Raw genomic sequence first — 14,313 nt, 5'->3', positions numbered from 1 at the left:
CGTACGGCGGACGGGGCGCGCGGGGGCGCGGTAATCTGCGGGGTATCCATCAGGAAGGGTCTCTTCTTCCTCGGTGGTCAGGCCCCCGGTTGAGAGTGTCGATCTCGTCGGGGGCCGACGTATGTCTGAAGGTTGTCGCGGCGAGCATAAGCCCGTAAACCCTCCCGAAATCCAGCCCGGTTGCCGTGAATCACCTGCACGAGTGACGGGGGTGGGGTTTGGGTGGGGAGGGGTTGTTTCCCCGGGTTCTTAAAAGCTTTATGCGTCGTGGCGCACGGCGTCGCGGTCCACCGGGTCGCGGAAACCCGCGACCCGGTGAACCGGTCGGGCCGAGCCGGAAGTCCCTGCCCAGCACGCAGCCGTGGACGCCGGCGTTGGCGGCCAGTTCACCGACGATGTGCGCGGCCGAAACGGGGTTGTACGGCAACCACGGCAACCACAGCATCCACGGCCTGTTGCAGACGCCGGAGTACGCGCGGGCCTTCGGTGGCCGCCGGTCTTCGACCCGAAGCGGCTCAGAATCCCTGAGCTGCGCGATGGGATGATCCGGGCCCAGGCTCTCGCGCCCCGGGAGTCTCTGGCCTTCCTTGAGCAACTGCTGGGAGAGCCATGATCAGCGAGACCTTCGCCGGGGATGCTCCCGATCCGGAGTGGTTCAAGAGCAGTTACGGCAGCGGCAGCGCAGGTGACTCCTGCGTCGAGGTCGCGACGGCCCCGACTCGGTCCACGTACGCGACTCGAAGACCGTGCCAGGGCCACCACTCGTCTTCGGTGCGTGCCTGGGCGGGCTTCGTCCCGTACGTGGCCGGGCGCTGGTACCGGCCCGTCAGATTCCCTCGTACTCACCCTCGAAGCGGTCGAGGGCTGCCTCCGTGCGGGCGCGGAGGAGGGCGGTTGTGTGGTCGTCGCGGATGATGATCTCGTCGTGCGCGTACCAGCGTGAGCCCGGCTGCTGGCTGATCGGGCACTCCGGGAGCGGGAGGCGGCGGAAGGCCGGGGGGATGTCCTCGGGCGTCACCCAGCCCATCAGGTCCTCGTCGGCACACAGGGCCTCGGACAGGACGAGCTCGACGAACGCGACGCTCAGCCGGTCCAGCCAGGCGGTCCAGTCGTCGGCGGTGGGCCGGGGGATGTCGAAGCGGTACACGACCGGCGGGTCTTCCTGGCCGAGGTCCGTCACACGTATGCCCCAGTAGGCACAGGACTGGTTCTCGACGCGGAAGACCAGTACGCCGCGGTCCTCGTCCAGGTAGAGGTCCTGCGGGGCGAGCAGGGTGTCCTGGTTGTCCGTCAGGTCCGGGCGCAGGCCCAGCAGCTGGTGAGCCTCGCGCAGGGCGGCGGGCAGCGGAAGGCCGAGCCGGTCCTGGGCCGCGTCGAGTTCGCCGCCGGTGCGGCCGTCCCCTTCGGTGAGCGGGCGGGCGCTCCAGTCGCGGGCGAAGGCGCGGACGAAGCGCCAGGCCGCCTGCCGGTCGGACCGTTCGCCGACGGCCGCGGTCAGCGCGTCGAGGTCCAGGGCGAGGTTCGAGGCGGGGGCCGGGACCGGGTGTTCCTGCGTCATACGCGTGACTATAGGGAGCGCCACTGACAGCACTTCGTCCCCGGCAGGACACTGTGCACCGGCCTCCACGCGCGGCAGGCGCTTTCGGGTAATTTCCGTACCATCTGTTCATGCGCTCGACGTGCTGTGTGCACGCCGAGGGCCACGGAACGCGTCGTTGGCGCCACGCATCCTTACAACTGCACCGAGAGGTGTGAGCCATGCAGCCCTCGACAGAGAAGTGAGCACCACCATGAGCGCGTCCCCGGTCATCGCCTCAGTGCCCGACACGAGCGGAAGAGCCTGGGCCCGCGCGACGGCGTCGGCCTTCGCCGGTGGAGTCGTTCTCGGTGTCCTGACCAATCTGCTCCAGGGCTGGCTTCCGGGTGCGTGGAATCAGATCGCCAACTCCGGTGCGGTCTGGTCCGTCGCCGCGTTCGCCGCAGGCGCGCTGCTGGCCCGGAAGGTCGGCCTGCCCGCGGCGGCCCTCGCGGGCCTGCTCGCCGAGTCCGGTCTCGTCGTCGGCTACTACGGCTACGCGGAGGTCGCGCGCGACGGCATGGGCTCTCTGTCCGCTCCCCTCGTCTGGCTCGGCATGGCGTTCATCGCCGGCCCCCTCTTCGGGGTGGCGGGCTTTCGATGGCGCGGCATCACCCCGCGCCACCGCGTCATCGGCCTTGCCGCCCTGGCGGGCGTTTTCGGCACGGAAGCCATCCACTACGCCTGGGTTCTGCACTACGCCTCCCAGGCATGGGCCTGCCTCGCCGTTCTGGTTCTGGTGCCCCTGCTCATGGGCCGCACCCACCGAGAACGCGCGCTGACCCTCCTGACCGCCATTCCCTTCTCGCTCCTGGCCTACCTCGTCTTCTACGAACTGATCCTGACGACACTCCTCGGCTGAGAGCGCGTGGGCGACGGGAAAGTGGCGGCAGCGCGGACGCCCGAAGCCGTAAGCGCCGGACGGTAAACCGGTGACTGTGCAGAGGGTCAGCGCCATTCGCCGACGATGAGGCCCAGGAGTGTCCAGGGATCTCCACCGCTCTGTACGGTCGGGCGAGTACCGCAGCGTCGACACAGGAGCCGAGATGGGACCGGATCATGTTTCTGATTGGTTCTGGGAGGTCCTGGAAGCGACACGACCGCGTCTGTCTGCCCTGGAATTGTGGTTAGAGTCCCACTCGCGAGAGGTGCTTGAAGCCTTCGCGCTCGCATACGAGTCCGCGGCGGAATCGCTGGCCGACTTCTCGGACGGTGTGAGCGTGGACGGGGACGTCTGGTCCGAAGACAGCACCGAAGATCTGTGTATGTGGGTGGTCGGGCAGGGCTACGGGCTGTGGAGCTTGGTGGTTGCGGGAGAACTACGGCTGGAAGAAGTCGCTCAGATGCATCTGGGCCGCGCCCCGCTGCTTCCAGAAGGCGTGGCGCCGTGGGACGGGGATGTCTCGGACCCTGAGCACAGGGGCTACCAGTCTCCCGGGGCCATCGTCCACGGCGTCTACCGGACGCGATTCGCGGAGGAGCTCCACGAACGGCTTGAGGGTATGTGAGGAGATTTCCTGGGCCGGGCGGGTGGCACGGCAGGGCTCCTGGCGGATGCAGCGGTTGTCTGGGCCGGTCGCATAACCAGGAGCGGACGGGATCGCGTGGGCTGCGAGCCAGTGCCAAGGGCCCGGACGGCGAACCGTCCGGGCCCTTCTCAGACCGTTGCCCCCGAGGGGCGTCAGCGGTCGCTGACGGTGACCTTCTCGTCGTTCTTCAGCTGGTCCATCAACTGCTTGACCTTGGCCTTGTCCCAGACGACGTTGCCATTGCTGAAGCCCGCGACCGGCATGTTCATCGACGTGCCCTCGCCGCCCGTGACGCCCTTCATCGCGAAGAACATCTGGCCCAGGGACCAGAGCGACATGTCCTCGTCCACGATCAGGGTGTCCAGCCCGGCACCCATCGTCGGGTACAGCTTGAACGGGTTGAGGATGGTGGACGGCGTCGCCGTCTGGCTCGCCAGCGCCGCGAGGAACTTCTGCTGGTTCTTCGTCCGGGCCAGGTCGGCCTCGGCGAAGGCGTACCGGGTACGGACGAAGGCCAGCGACTGTTCGCCGTTCAGCGTCTGCTTGCCCGCCTGGAAGTCGGCGCCGGACTTCTTGTCCTTGAACGCCTTGGGGATGTCCAGCTCCACGCCGCCGATCGCGTCCACGATCTTGGCGAAGCCGCCGAAGCCGATCTCGACGTAGTGGTCGATGCGCAGCCCGGTGTTGAACTCGACGGTACGGACGAGGAGTTCCGGTCCGTCCATGGCGTACGCGGCGTTCAGCTTGGTGAAGCGGCCACTGGCCGGGTAGAGCTTGCCGGAGTCGGAGCCCTTGAACGAGGGGATCTCGACGTTCGAGTCACGCGGCAGGGAGATCAGCGTCGGCCCGTTGGAGCCGTCGTGCAGGATCATCATCGAGTCGGTCCGCTTGCCCTCCGCGGAACCGGTGTGGAGCTTCTTCTTGTCCTCGGCCGTCATGCCCTCGCGGCTGTCGGAACCGACGATCAGGTAGTTGGTGCCCTCGCCGCTCTCCGGCCGCTCGATGACCTTGGAGAGGTCCACCTCGCGCTTGAGCTTGGAATCGGCCCAGAAGTACGTGCCTATGGAGACCGCGAGGACCACGACCACCAGCGAGAGTGCGCCTATCTTGATGCGGCGGCGCCAGTCGGGCGCCGAGCGGCCCCGGGGGGTGTACCCGTCGCCGCCCCGGCCGTCACCGCGCCCGCCGTGGCCGTCGCCCCGGCCGCCGCCGTAGACCTGGCCCGTGTTGTAGCCGCTGTCGTGCCCGGTGTTCTCCTCGCGACCGCCGCCGTACGGGGACGGTTCCGCCCGGCGCTGCCGGGGCGGGGCGGTTGGCTGGGGCGGGGCGGGGCGCTGCTGCGGCGGGGCGGAGGGGCGCTGGACGTGCCGCATCACGCGGGCGCCCTCGGGCCGCTCACCGGCGCTGCCCTGCCCGTAGCGGTTACCGCCGCGGTTGTCGTCGGACCATCCCTCGGGCCAATCGTTCATGCGGTCCAGTGTGCAGGCCGGAGGCACCCCTCTTACAGGGGGAGCGGGAAATCGGACCGGGGCTGTTGCCAAGCTGATGCATTGCGACCGGACGGCGACCGCTCGGCGACCGGACCGATGCGTCCGCATAAGGTGGACTGTATGACAGATCAGGCCCCGCGCCCGGAGGGCGACATCCCGGGCAAGCCCACCGCCGCTTCCCGGACCACCCTCAGCCACATCATGACCGGCAACGACACCAACCTGCTGGGCACGGTGCACGGCGGCGTGATCATGAAGCTGGTCGACGACGCGGCGGGCGCCGTGGCCGGTCGGCACTCCGGCGGTCCCGCCGTGACCGCCTCCATGGACGAGATGGTGTTCCTGGAGCCGGTACGGGTCGGTGACCTGGTCCACGTCCGCGCCCAGGTGAACTGGACGGGCCGCTCCTCGATGGAGGTCGGCGTCCGGGTCATGGCCGAGCGGTGGAACGAATCCACCCCCGCACAGCAGGTCGGCAGCGCCTACCTGGTCTTCGCCGCGGTCGACGCGGACGGCAAGCCGCGTCCCGTGCCGCACGTGATTCCCGAGACGGAGCGCGACCGGCGGCGCTACCAGGAGGCGCAGATCCGGCGCACCCACCGCCTCGCCCGCCGCCGCGCGATCAAGGAACTGCGGGAGAGCCGCGCCGCGGAGGGCATCGAGGACTGAGCACCGGCCGCCCCCCGCCCCCCGCCGCTACGGGCAGGCCACCTGGTCGCCGGTGACCGCGTCGTACGGGCCGCTCTGCGGCTCCTCGGCCCGCACCCGGCGCACCTCGTCGAAGTCCGTCCCGGCCATCACCCGCATCGTCGGCCCCTGCCCCTTCACCGCGTGCAGTCGCGACCCGGGCAGGGCGAGCGCGAGAGCCCGCGCGGACTGGTCCCAGCGCGGGTCGTACGAGACCAGCGTGTGTTCCAGGTCGTGCGCGTCCCCGCTGAGCGGGGCGCGGGTGGTGTCGAAGCCGGTGGCGCGCAGCGCCTCGTCGACCGTCTGCCCGAGCCCGTCCTTCGGCGTCCCGTTGTAGACCTGGACCCGGACGCTCTTCGGGTCCACGTCCACCGTCAGCGCCTCCGGGCGCGCGGCGTGCGCGGGGGCGAGCGGCTGGTCCTCGCGCAGCGCCCGGAAGAGCTTCCTGGACTTCACCGGATCCCAGGTGACCGTCGAGCCGATGCCCTTGACCGGGTGCGAGACGTTCCCCATCGGTACGGAGGTGAACTCCGACGACGCGGGGGAGAAGCCCCGCATCGCCCGGCCGAGCTCCAGCATCTGCTCCGCGCCGAACCCGTTGTCGGCCCGGACCGAGCCCAGCACCGTCGAGACGACGTCCTGGAGCTTCACCGGGTTCAGCAGCACACCGCCGCTGGTGGCCTGCTTGATCAGTGACGCGAGGAACCTCTGCTGGCGCTGCATCCGGCCCAGGTCGGCGGCCCCGTCGATGTGCCGGGAGCGTACGTACTGGAGGGCCTGCCCGCCGTTCAGCTCATGGGGGCCCGCCGCCAGGTCGAGACCGGTGTACGCGTCCTTCAGCGGCCGGGGGGTGCAGATCTTCACCCCGCCCAGGCTGTCGACCGTCCGCATGAAACTGGTGAAGTCGACCTCCAGATAGTGATCGATCTTGATGTCCGTCATGTTCTCGACGGTCCGCACGGTCAGGTTCGGGCCGCCCTCGGCGTAGGCCGCGTTCAGCTTCATCGGGCGTGCGGGGCGCGCGGCGCCGGTGCCGGGATCCCGGTGCCCGGGGACGTCGGCGTAGCTGTCGCGGGGCAGCGAGACCACGCTGGCGCGCTTCTTGTCGGCTGACAGGTGCACCAGCATGACCGTGTCGGTGCAGTGGCAGGGCGCGCCGCCCAGCCGGTACTTCCGCTTCTCCTCCGGGGTGATCCGGTCGCGGCCGTCGGTGCCGACGAGCAGCAGATTGGTGCCGACGCTCGGGCTCGGCCGGTTCTTCATGTCCTTGAACGGATCGATCCGGTCGATCCCGGTGTCCAGACCGGACACCACCGCGTGGCCGACCCCGCCCGCCCCGAGCACCAGCACCGACAGCCCGGTCACCAGCCGTGTGCCCCAGCGCGGTCGCTCGTCCTGTCTTCTGGACCTGAGCCGCGGCGGAACCCCGCGGTAGCCCGACGGGCCGGGGGAGCGGTGCGGGGTGGGCACGGGGTACCTCCGGGGTGCGAGGGAAGGGACCGTTCGTACAGTAGGTCAATATGATCTTTTGTCCGCTATGCCGCCCAGTAGGGCGCGCCGGTGTCCCCCATTCGCGGTAACGTGGCGGCCGAATCATGCCGCCTGGTGGGGTTCCGAACCCCCGGCCGCGCCCCCGAGGACCACCGAGGACCACCATGTCTGCCGCGCAGCACCCCGCCGTCTCCGTGATCATGCCGGTGCTCAACGAGGAACGTCACCTCAGGAACTCCGTCCGGCACATCCTGGAGCAGGAGTACGCGGGCGAGATGGAGGTGGTGATCGCGCTCGGCCCCTCCGCGGACCGTACCGACGAGATCGCCGCCGAGCTGGTGCGCGAGGACCCCCGGGTGCACACCGTCCCGAACCCGACCGGCCGCACCCCGGCCGCTCTCAACGCCGCGATCAAGGCGTCCCGCCACCCGATCGTCGTACGGGTCGACGGCCACGGCATGCTCTCGCCGAACTACATCGCGACCGCCGTCCGCCTGCTGGAGGAGACCGGCGCGCAGAACGTCGGCGGCATCATGCACGCCGAGGGCGAGAACGCCTGGGAGGACGCCGTCGCCGCGGCCATGACCTCGAAGATCGGCGTCGGCAACGCGGCCTTCCACACCGGTGGCCAGGCGGGCCCGGCGGAGACCGTCTACCTCGGCGTATTCCGCCGTGAGGCCCTGGAGAGGGCGGACGGCTACAACGTCGAGTTCATCCGGGCCCAGGACTGGGAGCTGAACTTCCGCATCCGCGAGGCCGGCGGCCTGATCTGGTTCTCGCCCGAGCTGAAGGTGCAGTACCGGCCGCGCCCCTCGGTGCGGGCGCTGGCCAAGCAGTACAAGGACTACGGCCGCTGGCGGCACGTCGTCGCCCGCTACCACGCCGGTTCGATCAACCTGCGCTACCTGGCCCCGCCGACCGCCGTCTGCGCGATCGCGGCGGGCATCGTGGCCGGTGCGGTCGTCACCCCGTGGGCCTTCGTCGTCCCCGCCGGGTACGTCGCGGCGATCGTCGCCGGATCCCTGCCCGCGGGCAAGGGGCTGTCGCTGAAGGCGCGGGCGCAGATCCCGGTGGCCCTCGCGACCATGCACATGTCGTGGGGGTACGGCTTCCTGACCAGCCCCCGCTCGCTCGCGAAGAAGGTCATCGCGAGCCGCCGCCCGGCCGTCACCGCGTAGTCCACGGACACCGCGTAGCTCATGAACACCGAGGGCCCCTCCGGTACGCCGGAGGGGCCCTCGGTGTTCATGGTGCCCGGGTGCTACCAGCCGAAGCCCGGCTGGATGTCCATGCAGGCCGACTCGTCGCCGCCGTTGAGCGCCCGCGCGCTGTCCGGGGTCTTCTCCTCGGCGGGGGGCGTGCGGTAGTCGCCGTCCTCCCGCCAGTCGGCGCCCACGGTCAGCGTGATGCCCGAGACGTCGGTCGACTTCTTCACCGCGCTCAGCGGGATGCCGAGCGCCTTGGCGACCGCCTGGGCGTCGCCCTTCATGTCCACGCTGGGATAGGACACCGTGGTCCGGGGCGTCCCCTCGGTGTTCGCCGTGTCGAGCGAGGACTGGGTGAAGCCCTTCCCGGCCAGCAAGGTCTGGACCGTCCCCGCCCGGCCCTTGACCGGGTAATCGGTCTCGGTGCGGGTGCCGTTGCGGATGGTCACCGGGGTCTCGGCCGGGGTCGAGGCGGGCTTCTCGGCGACCGGGGCCTTCTTCTTGCGCTTGGACGCCTTGCCGTCGAGCGGGACGTCGTCACGGACCATCTGGAAGAGCTGCTCGGCGTCGCCCTTCTTGGGCAGCACCCGGCCGTCCAGGGCGCCCGTGCCGTAGACGTTCGGCATCGTCGTCATGGTGATGCGGTTGGTGGGAGCCTTCTTCAGCTCCTCCGCGAGGTCGTACAGCTTCTTGACCGTGTCGATGCCCTTGTCGACCGTCAGCGCGTCGGTCGCCGCCTCCGCGAGGCTCGTCAGCTTGCCCGGGTCGGTGAGCTTGGCGCCTTTGCGCAGCTCACGGACCATGGAGTTCATGTACATGTGCTGGGCGTGGGTGCGGCCGAGGTCGGTGCCGTCCTCGAAGCCGTAGCGGGTGCGCAGCCACTGGAGGGCCTGCTCGCCCTTGACCTTCGTGGTGCCCTTCTCCAGCTTCAGCCCGGAGCCCTTGCCCTGGCTGTTGCGCGAGTAGACGTTGCCCTTGACGCAGACCGGGACGCCACCGACCGCGTCGGCCATCGAGACCACACCGGCGAAATCGATCATCATGAAGTGGTCGATGGTGATGCCGGTCAGCTCGTACCAGGTGGCGACCGAGCAGCCGGGGCCGCCGCGGCCGAGCGTCGTGTTGGTCATCGCCAGGCCCGTGGTCGCGGGGAAGACCTTCCCCGTCTCCGGGTCGGTGCACTTGGGGATCTTGAGCATGGTGTCGCGCGGCATGCTGATCACCGACATGTTGCTGCGGTCGGCGGAGAGGTGGAGCAGCATCTGCACATCGGCCAGGGGCGGCGCCCCGAAGGTGTCCTTGGCCCCGCCGAGCTTCTGGTTCGCCTTGGTGTCCCGCGCGTCCGAGCCCAGGAGCAGGATGTTCAGCGGGGTCTGACCGGCGGAGTTGGCCTTGTGATCGGCCATCTTCTTGTCGCCGAGGGTCAGATCGGCCTTCTTGATGTTGCTGTTGAGGTGCTCGTAGTAGAGGTATCCGGCCCCCGCGCCGCCCAGTATGAGCAGGGCGAGAACCGACGCGCTCCAGCGCAGCACCCGGCGCTTGCCCTTCTTGCCGCGGCGATTGCGGCCACCACGCCGGTGGCCGGAGGAGGCGGTGTCGGTCCGCCGCTCCCCGTCGCCGGAGTCCGCCCCCTTGTCCGGCCCCTCCTCGTACAGCCCGTCGTCCCAGCCGAGTTGATCGGCGCGACGGACGCGTGGTCGCGTCCCCTCTCCGGGCGTGCTGCTCCGTCCCACCGGGACCCCCCTGCTGCTCAGTTTCGTGGTTCAGCGCGGTGACCCGGTGTCACTTGGCGCACACTGCCTTGTCGGCGTTGGCTTGCTGGATGTCGTCCGGAATCTTGGCCGGACCGGTGACGGGCGTGCCCGCCCCCTTGAAGTCGTCCCCCAGCGTCAGGACCATCGCCTGAAGTCCCTCGGCGTCTTCGGTGCCCGGCTTCATGGCCGAGCCGGGCAGGCCCATCATGGCGGCCAGGGCGCGGGCCTGGTCAGCCTGGTTCGGTGCGTACTCCAGCGTCGTCTTCGCGGCCTTCGACGGGGCGTTGGCCTTGTTCGTCGACTTGAGGACGCCCTGGTTGTTCTGCAGCCAGGTGACCGTCGCCTGCGCGGCCCCCGGCACCTTGCCGCCGTTGTACACATCGACGCGTACGTCGGCCGCGGCGGCCTTCGGGCCCTTGAGGAGCTTGTCCTGCTTGCTCTTCGCGGCCTTCTTCTTCGACTTCACCTCGGTGAGCGAGGTGTCCTCGCCCATCATGGCGAACAGGGCGTCGGCCTTGGGCGGGTTCAGCACGACGGTCGCCTTGACCTCCTCCGCCGGGTTGTCGAGCACCGGCACCGTGGTGAAGGTGATGTTCTTGGTGTTGACCTTGCCAATCTCCTGCGCCAGCGAGGTCAGCTTCTTCACCGAGCCGATGCCCGAGTCCACGGTGAGCGCCTTGGTCGCCGCGTCCGCCAGCTTGTACAGCTTGGTCGGGCTGGTCAGGGTGTCGTCCGACTGCATCTGCCGGATCATCGACGCGATGAACTGCTGCTGGATCTGGATCCGGTCGAGGTCGCCGCGGTTGCCGAAGCTGTGCCGGGTCCGTACGAACGCCAGGGCGTCCTCACCCTGGATGCGGTGCTCGCCGATCGGCAGGTTCAGGTGGGAGTCCGGGTCGTTGACCGCCTTGGCCAGGCAGATCTTGACGCCGCCGACCGCCGTGGACAGTGCCTTCACCGCGTTGAAGTCGACCATCATGAAGTGGTCGACCTTCAGGCCGGTTATGGCCTTGACCGTGTCCATGGTGCAGCCCGGTCCGCGGCCCGACTGACCGAGGCTCTCGTTGAAGCGGACGCCCTGGCTCCCCGGGATCACCTTCTCCGTGCCGTTCTCGTCCCGGACGGTGCAGTCGGGGATGTTGGAGATCAGGTCGCGCGGGATGCTCAGCGCCGTGGCGTTGGTGCGGTCCTCGGAGACGTGGAAGAGGATGTTGGTGTCGGCGTGGCCCACGCTGCCCTTGTCGCCGTAGCCCTCGTTGCCCTTGCCGGTGCGCTTGTCCGTACCGATGACCAGTATGTTGATCGGGGCGTTGGTGTCGAAGACGTTCTTGTTGCCGGACCCGCCCACGTCGACCGTGTTCAGGTTGCCGTTGAAGTGCTGGTAGAGCGCGTAGCCGCCCACCGACAGCCCGACGAGCACGAAGGCCGTCACACCGCCCGTCCACACCAGCGCCTTCTTGCGCCGGGCCTTGGGCGCTTTGCGGGACTTGCGGGTGTGCCGGGAGCCGGGGCCCTCCGCGGCCGAACTCTCCGGGCCGCGCGTTCCGTTGGCGGAGCGGCGGCGCTGACCGGGCACCTCACGGCCCGGTGCGCCCCGGCGGCCCTCGCGGGCCGGATCGCGCGGCTCGCTCCCGCCGTCGCGGGGCGCGCTTCGCCGCCCGCCCTCGCTGTCCTGGACCGGGCCTCTGCTGTGGGGGACACGTGGACCGGAAGTCCGGGAAGAAGCGCCCGAATCCCCTCCGGAATTATTCAGTCGCAGCTCGTAATCGCCGGTGTCCGGGTTGAGTACCCACTGGTCTGCGGGGTCGATTCCGTCCGCCCGCCCACGACTTTGCGCATCCACGGTCGCTTGTGTCCTCCGTCGGTGCCACGCGAGGCGCCTCCCCCGATCAGGCGCTCGATCTTTCGCTCCAGAAGTGCGCGGCCAGGCGGCCGGCAGCACCGGATCGCGTCACACTATCCGCCCGATTCCACGTCGAGCGACGCGCGTGACAAATTCCACGTTCCTTACAACTGGTCATACTGCTCATTACACGCCGATCACCGGCTTCTGTTTGGGAATTGCTTTACTGCTCGCACAGGTCCGTCGCCGCGTTGTTGCCCGAATACGTGGGTGTCGGACTGGGGCCGGAAGCACCCGGGGTATCAGGTGCGGCATTGTTTTTCCCGTTGTTCTTCTCGTTGTCACGCGCGAGCTGGTCCGCCGGGACCACGGCGACCGGATCGTCCGAGCGCAGCCGCTTGAAGAGCCGTTTCGCGTCGGGCTGTACGAGTTCGTCCCGGTTCCGGTTGGCCGTGTACGGCTGCCGGGGCACGGTCAGGAACTGCACCTTGTCGGTCGGGATGTCGCGCATGCCGCGCACCAGGTCGTACAGGTCCTTGAGGCTGTCCAGTCCCGGATCGGTGGTCAGCGCCTTGGTCGCGGCGTCGAGCACCGGGTAGAGGCGGGCCGGGTTGAGCAGGACGCCGTCGCTCTGGGCCTTGTTCACCAGCGCGCCCAGGAACTGCTGCTGGCGGTCCATCCGCTCGGTGTCGCTGCCGTTGCCGATCGACTTGCGGGCCCGTACGTAGCCCAGCGCCTGCTCGCCGTCGAGCGTCTGGCGCCCGGAGGGGAGCTTCAGGTGGGCGTCGGGGTCGTCGACCGGCTGCTTGAGGCAGACCTCCACGCCGTCGACCGCGTCGACCATGTCCTTGAAGCCGTTGAAGTCGACGACCATGTGGTGGTCGATCCGGATGCCGGTCAGCTTCTCGACCGTACGGATCGTGCAGGCGGTGCCGCCCATCTCGAAGGCCCAGTTGAACTGGGCGAACTGCTTCTTGGTCGCGGTACCGTCCGGCTGGTGGCAGGCCGGGATGTTCACCATCAGGTCGCGCGGCAGGGACATCGCGGTGGCACTCTTCCGGTCCGCCGCCAGATGCAGCAGGATCGTGGTGTCCGAGCGCTGGCTGCCGCCGTCGTCCCGGCCGTACTTGCGGTTCTCGCCGGCCCGGCTGTCCGAGCCGATGAGCAGGATGTTCTCCGCGTTGCGCACGATCGGCACGGGCCGCTCCCGCTCGTACACCTTGAGCTCGGCGGCGGCGGACGTGTCGGTCCTGATGTTGCCGTCGAGCTTCCGGTACAGCCACCAGCCGACGCCCGCCGCGACCAGGACGACGAACGAGGCGCCCAGCGCGGTCCAGCGCAGCCAGCGGCGCCGGTGGTGAGGCACGGTCATGGGGGCGATGCCGGAGTCCTTGCCCGGCCCGTCCCCGGGGCTTTCGGCGGACTCGTCCCCGGGGCTGCCGGCGGATCCGTCCCCGGGGCTGTCACCAGGGGCGCTTCCGGGGCCGTCCCCGGGATCTTGGGGGGAGTGGTTCTCGGGGGCTTCGCCGGAACGGCTTCCGGGGCCTTCGCCGGAGTGGCTTCCGGAGTGGCTTTCGGAGTCGCTTCCAGGGGTTCCCCCGGAGTGCGGCCCGTCCCCGCCCGCCGCCGGTTCGTCCGGCGGCCCGGCGCTTTCGCTCACGTTTGCGTCCATCCTTCACGTTCGGCGGCACATCGGGCCGCCGGTCGCAGAAGTAGACGGATGAACCTCACGCTTGGTTGTGTTCCCGGTGGTCCGTAACGCCGATCATGTACCGGAGTTGACGCTCAGCCACCGGGACTCGGCCCGGTGTGGGCCGGATGAGTGGCCCTTGGGCGTGTTTGTCATACCGCTGTCACACCGCGGTGGTGGTGGCCCGCTCGCTCGCCACGCGCTTCGCCAGTCCCTCCGCGTCCAGTCGGTCCAGATGACGGCAGAGGATCACGGAGGCCCCGGCCGCCAGCGGCGCGTACAGCCCCGCGGCCAGTCCCTTCCACGCGTCGTACGAACCGCCCGTGAGCAGTCGTGATCCGGCGGACAGGCCCAGCGCCCCCGCCTCCTCGCGGGCCCGCGCCACCAACTGCGCCGACGTCAGTTCGGTGCCGTCCACCACCAGTGCCGGAGCCTCGGGGTCCACCGGCGCGAACGGCGCGAAGCGGTCGCCCTGGCCGGGTACCTCGACCGCGTAGTCCGCGAAGCCCTCGGGAGGCTGGGGGAACCTGCCGCCCAGCGGACGCAGCGCCAGGGCGATCCGCTCGCCGGAGCAGGCGCGCGCGGCCTCCAGCCCGTCCGGACCGCTGACGACGAGATCGGCGTCGGCCGGGTCGCCCCCCACCTCGGCGACCACTCCGACCGAGGAGCAGGCCAGCAGCCAGACCGCGGTCTGCCAGTGCGCGGGCAGCAGCAGCGCGAGCCGGTCACCGGGCTCGGCGGCCAGGTCCCCCTGGAGGAGATTGGCGGTCTTGGCCACCCAATTGGCGAAGGTGGCCACGGACAGTTCGACGCGTTCCCCGGTGGCGTCGTCGTAGAACGTGACCAGGGGGCGGGCCGGGTCCGCGGCGAGCGCGGAACGCAGCAGGTCGGCAGGGGTGCGGTCGGTGGCGTTCATCCGCGCAAGGGTACGCGGCGCGGACCGGGCCGGGGGGCGGAAACGGCCACCGGCCCGCTGCCGGAACCGAGGGACCGTCAGGTCCGGGCCCTGGTCCGGGTAGCCGGAGTTGCGCGAGTATGACCAGGATTG

General features: G+C 69.7%; 12 protein-coding genes and 1 pseudogene. 6 read left to right on the top strand and 7 right to left on the bottom strand.

What is annotated here, in order from left to right; genetic code table 11:
- Positions 1–493: 493 nt before the first annotated feature.
- Both ACFVWY_RS33690 and ACFVWY_RS33685 read left to right on the top strand, forming a co-directional pair.
- Positions 494–613 (top strand): annotated as a pseudogene (locus ACFVWY_RS33690) (transcriptional regulator); the annotation flags it as partial.
- Entirely contained in the window at positions 610–915 is a 306-nt protein-coding gene (locus ACFVWY_RS33685) for a DUF397 domain-containing protein (RefSeq protein WP_389878727.1), read from the top strand. The pseudogene ACFVWY_RS33690 and the gene ACFVWY_RS33685, both read left to right, overlap by 4 nt.
- Here the strand turns inward: ACFVWY_RS33685 and ACFVWY_RS33680 are convergent.
- Positions 827–1,558, bottom strand: a complete 732-nt coding sequence (locus ACFVWY_RS33680) for an SMI1/KNR4 family protein (RefSeq protein WP_389878726.1) — start codon at positions 1,556–1,558, stop codon at positions 827–829. The genes ACFVWY_RS33685 and ACFVWY_RS33680 overlap by 89 nt on opposite strands.
- A gap of 232 nt (positions 1,559–1,790) precedes the next feature.
- Between ACFVWY_RS33680 and ACFVWY_RS33675 the strand changes: the two genes are divergently transcribed.
- Both ACFVWY_RS33675 and ACFVWY_RS33670 read left to right on the top strand, forming a co-directional pair.
- On the top strand, positions 1,791–2,438 hold the full coding sequence (locus tag ACFVWY_RS33675; protein ID WP_389878725.1) for a DUF6518 family protein: 648 nt from the start codon (positions 1,791–1,793) through the stop codon (positions 2,436–2,438).
- Positions 2,439–2,724: 286 nt separating this feature from the next.
- Positions 2,725–3,084: a hypothetical protein gene (locus ACFVWY_RS33670; protein ID WP_389878724.1), complete on the top strand. Its 360-nt coding sequence runs from the start codon at positions 2,725–2,727 to the stop codon at positions 3,082–3,084.
- Positions 3,085–3,257: 173 nt separating this feature from the next.
- Here the strand turns inward: ACFVWY_RS33670 and ACFVWY_RS33665 are convergent, their stop codons facing one another.
- On the bottom strand, positions 3,258–4,574 hold the full coding sequence (locus ACFVWY_RS33665; RefSeq protein ID WP_389878723.1) for an LCP family protein: 1,317 nt from the start codon (positions 4,572–4,574) through the stop codon (positions 3,258–3,260).
- A 141-nt stretch (positions 4,575–4,715) separates the two neighbouring features.
- On the opposite strand from ACFVWY_RS33665, the gene ACFVWY_RS33660 reads away from it, so the two are divergent.
- Complete coding sequence (locus ACFVWY_RS33660) at positions 4,716–5,264, top strand: acyl-CoA thioesterase (protein ID WP_389878721.1); 549 nt, start codon at positions 4,716–4,718, stop codon at positions 5,262–5,264.
- 27 nt (positions 5,265–5,291) lie between these two features.
- On the opposite strand, the gene ACFVWY_RS33655 is transcribed toward ACFVWY_RS33660, so the two are convergent.
- Positions 5,292–6,647 carry an LCP family protein gene (locus tag ACFVWY_RS33655; protein WP_389878728.1) on the bottom strand — a complete coding sequence of 452 codons (1,356 nt, stop codon included), beginning with the start codon at positions 6,645–6,647 and terminating at the stop codon, positions 5,292–5,294.
- Positions 6,648–6,937: 290 nt separating this feature from the next.
- Here ACFVWY_RS33655 and ACFVWY_RS33650 point away from each other — a divergent pair, with 290 nt between their 5' ends.
- The gene (locus ACFVWY_RS33650; protein ID WP_389878720.1) at positions 6,938–7,951 is read left to right on the top strand and encodes a glycosyltransferase family 2 protein; all 1,014 of its coding nucleotides are present in this window, start codon (positions 6,938–6,940) and stop codon (positions 7,949–7,951) included.
- Between the two features lie 83 nt (positions 7,952–8,034).
- Here ACFVWY_RS33650 and ACFVWY_RS33645 read toward each other — a convergent pair whose 3' ends face one another.
- The 4 genes from ACFVWY_RS33645 to ACFVWY_RS33630 form a co-directional block, all read right to left on the bottom strand.
- Positions 8,035–9,711, bottom strand: a complete 1,677-nt coding sequence (locus ACFVWY_RS33645) for an LCP family protein (RefSeq protein ID WP_389878719.1) — start codon at positions 9,709–9,711, stop codon at positions 8,035–8,037.
- Positions 9,712–9,760: 49 nt separating this feature from the next.
- Positions 9,761–11,575 carry an LCP family protein gene (locus ACFVWY_RS33640; protein WP_389878718.1) on the bottom strand — a complete coding sequence of 605 codons (1,815 nt, stop codon included), beginning with the start codon at positions 11,573–11,575 and terminating at the stop codon, positions 9,761–9,763.
- 223 nt (positions 11,576–11,798) lie between these two features.
- Positions 11,799–13,247 (bottom strand): LCP family protein, encoded by a 1,449-nt coding sequence (locus ACFVWY_RS33635; protein WP_389878717.1) that lies wholly within the window; start codon positions 13,245–13,247, stop codon positions 11,799–11,801.
- Between the two features lie 181 nt (positions 13,248–13,428).
- The gene (locus ACFVWY_RS33630; RefSeq protein ID WP_389878716.1) at positions 13,429–14,181 is read right to left on the bottom strand and encodes a TIGR03089 family protein; all 753 of its coding nucleotides are present in this window, start codon (positions 14,179–14,181) and stop codon (positions 13,429–13,431) included.
- Between the last annotated feature and the right edge of the window lie 132 nt (positions 14,182–14,313).

Origin of the sequence: Streptomyces sp. NPDC058195, from assembly GCF_042883525.1 — a bacterium.
Taxonomy (GTDB): domain Bacteria; phylum Actinomycetota; class Actinomycetes; order Streptomycetales; family Streptomycetaceae; genus Streptomyces.
The sequence above is the reverse complement of the archived record's forward strand: the minus strand, read 5'-3'. Positions and strand labels throughout refer to the sequence as shown.

What these genes read in the sequence shown, in the direction of transcription:
- ACFVWY_RS33660 (WP_389878721.1), top strand. Translation starts at nt 4,716, where the DNA reads ATGACAGATCAGGCCCCGCGCCCGGAGGGCGACATCCCGGGCAAGCCC.
- ACFVWY_RS33665 (WP_389878723.1), bottom strand. Translation starts at nt 4,574, where the DNA reads ATGAACGATTGGCCCGAGGGATGGTCCGACGACAACCGCGGCGGTAAC.
- ACFVWY_RS33635 (WP_389878717.1), bottom strand. Translation starts at nt 13,247, where the DNA reads ATGGACGCAAACGTGAGCGAAAGCGCCGGGCCGCCGGACGAACCGGCG.
- ACFVWY_RS33650 (WP_389878720.1), top strand. Translation starts at nt 6,938, where the DNA reads ATGTCTGCCGCGCAGCACCCCGCCGTCTCCGTGATCATGCCGGTGCTC.
- ACFVWY_RS33680 (WP_389878726.1), bottom strand. Translation starts at nt 1,558, where the DNA reads ATGACGCAGGAACACCCGGTCCCGGCCCCCGCCTCGAACCTCGCCCTG.
- ACFVWY_RS33685 (WP_389878727.1), top strand. Translation starts at nt 610, where the DNA reads ATGATCAGCGAGACCTTCGCCGGGGATGCTCCCGATCCGGAGTGGTTC.
- ACFVWY_RS33630 (WP_389878716.1), bottom strand. Translation starts at nt 14,181, where the DNA reads ATGAACGCCACCGACCGCACCCCTGCCGACCTGCTGCGTTCCGCGCTC.
- ACFVWY_RS33675 (WP_389878725.1), top strand. Translation starts at nt 1,791, where the DNA reads ATGAGCGCGTCCCCGGTCATCGCCTCAGTGCCCGACACGAGCGGAAGA.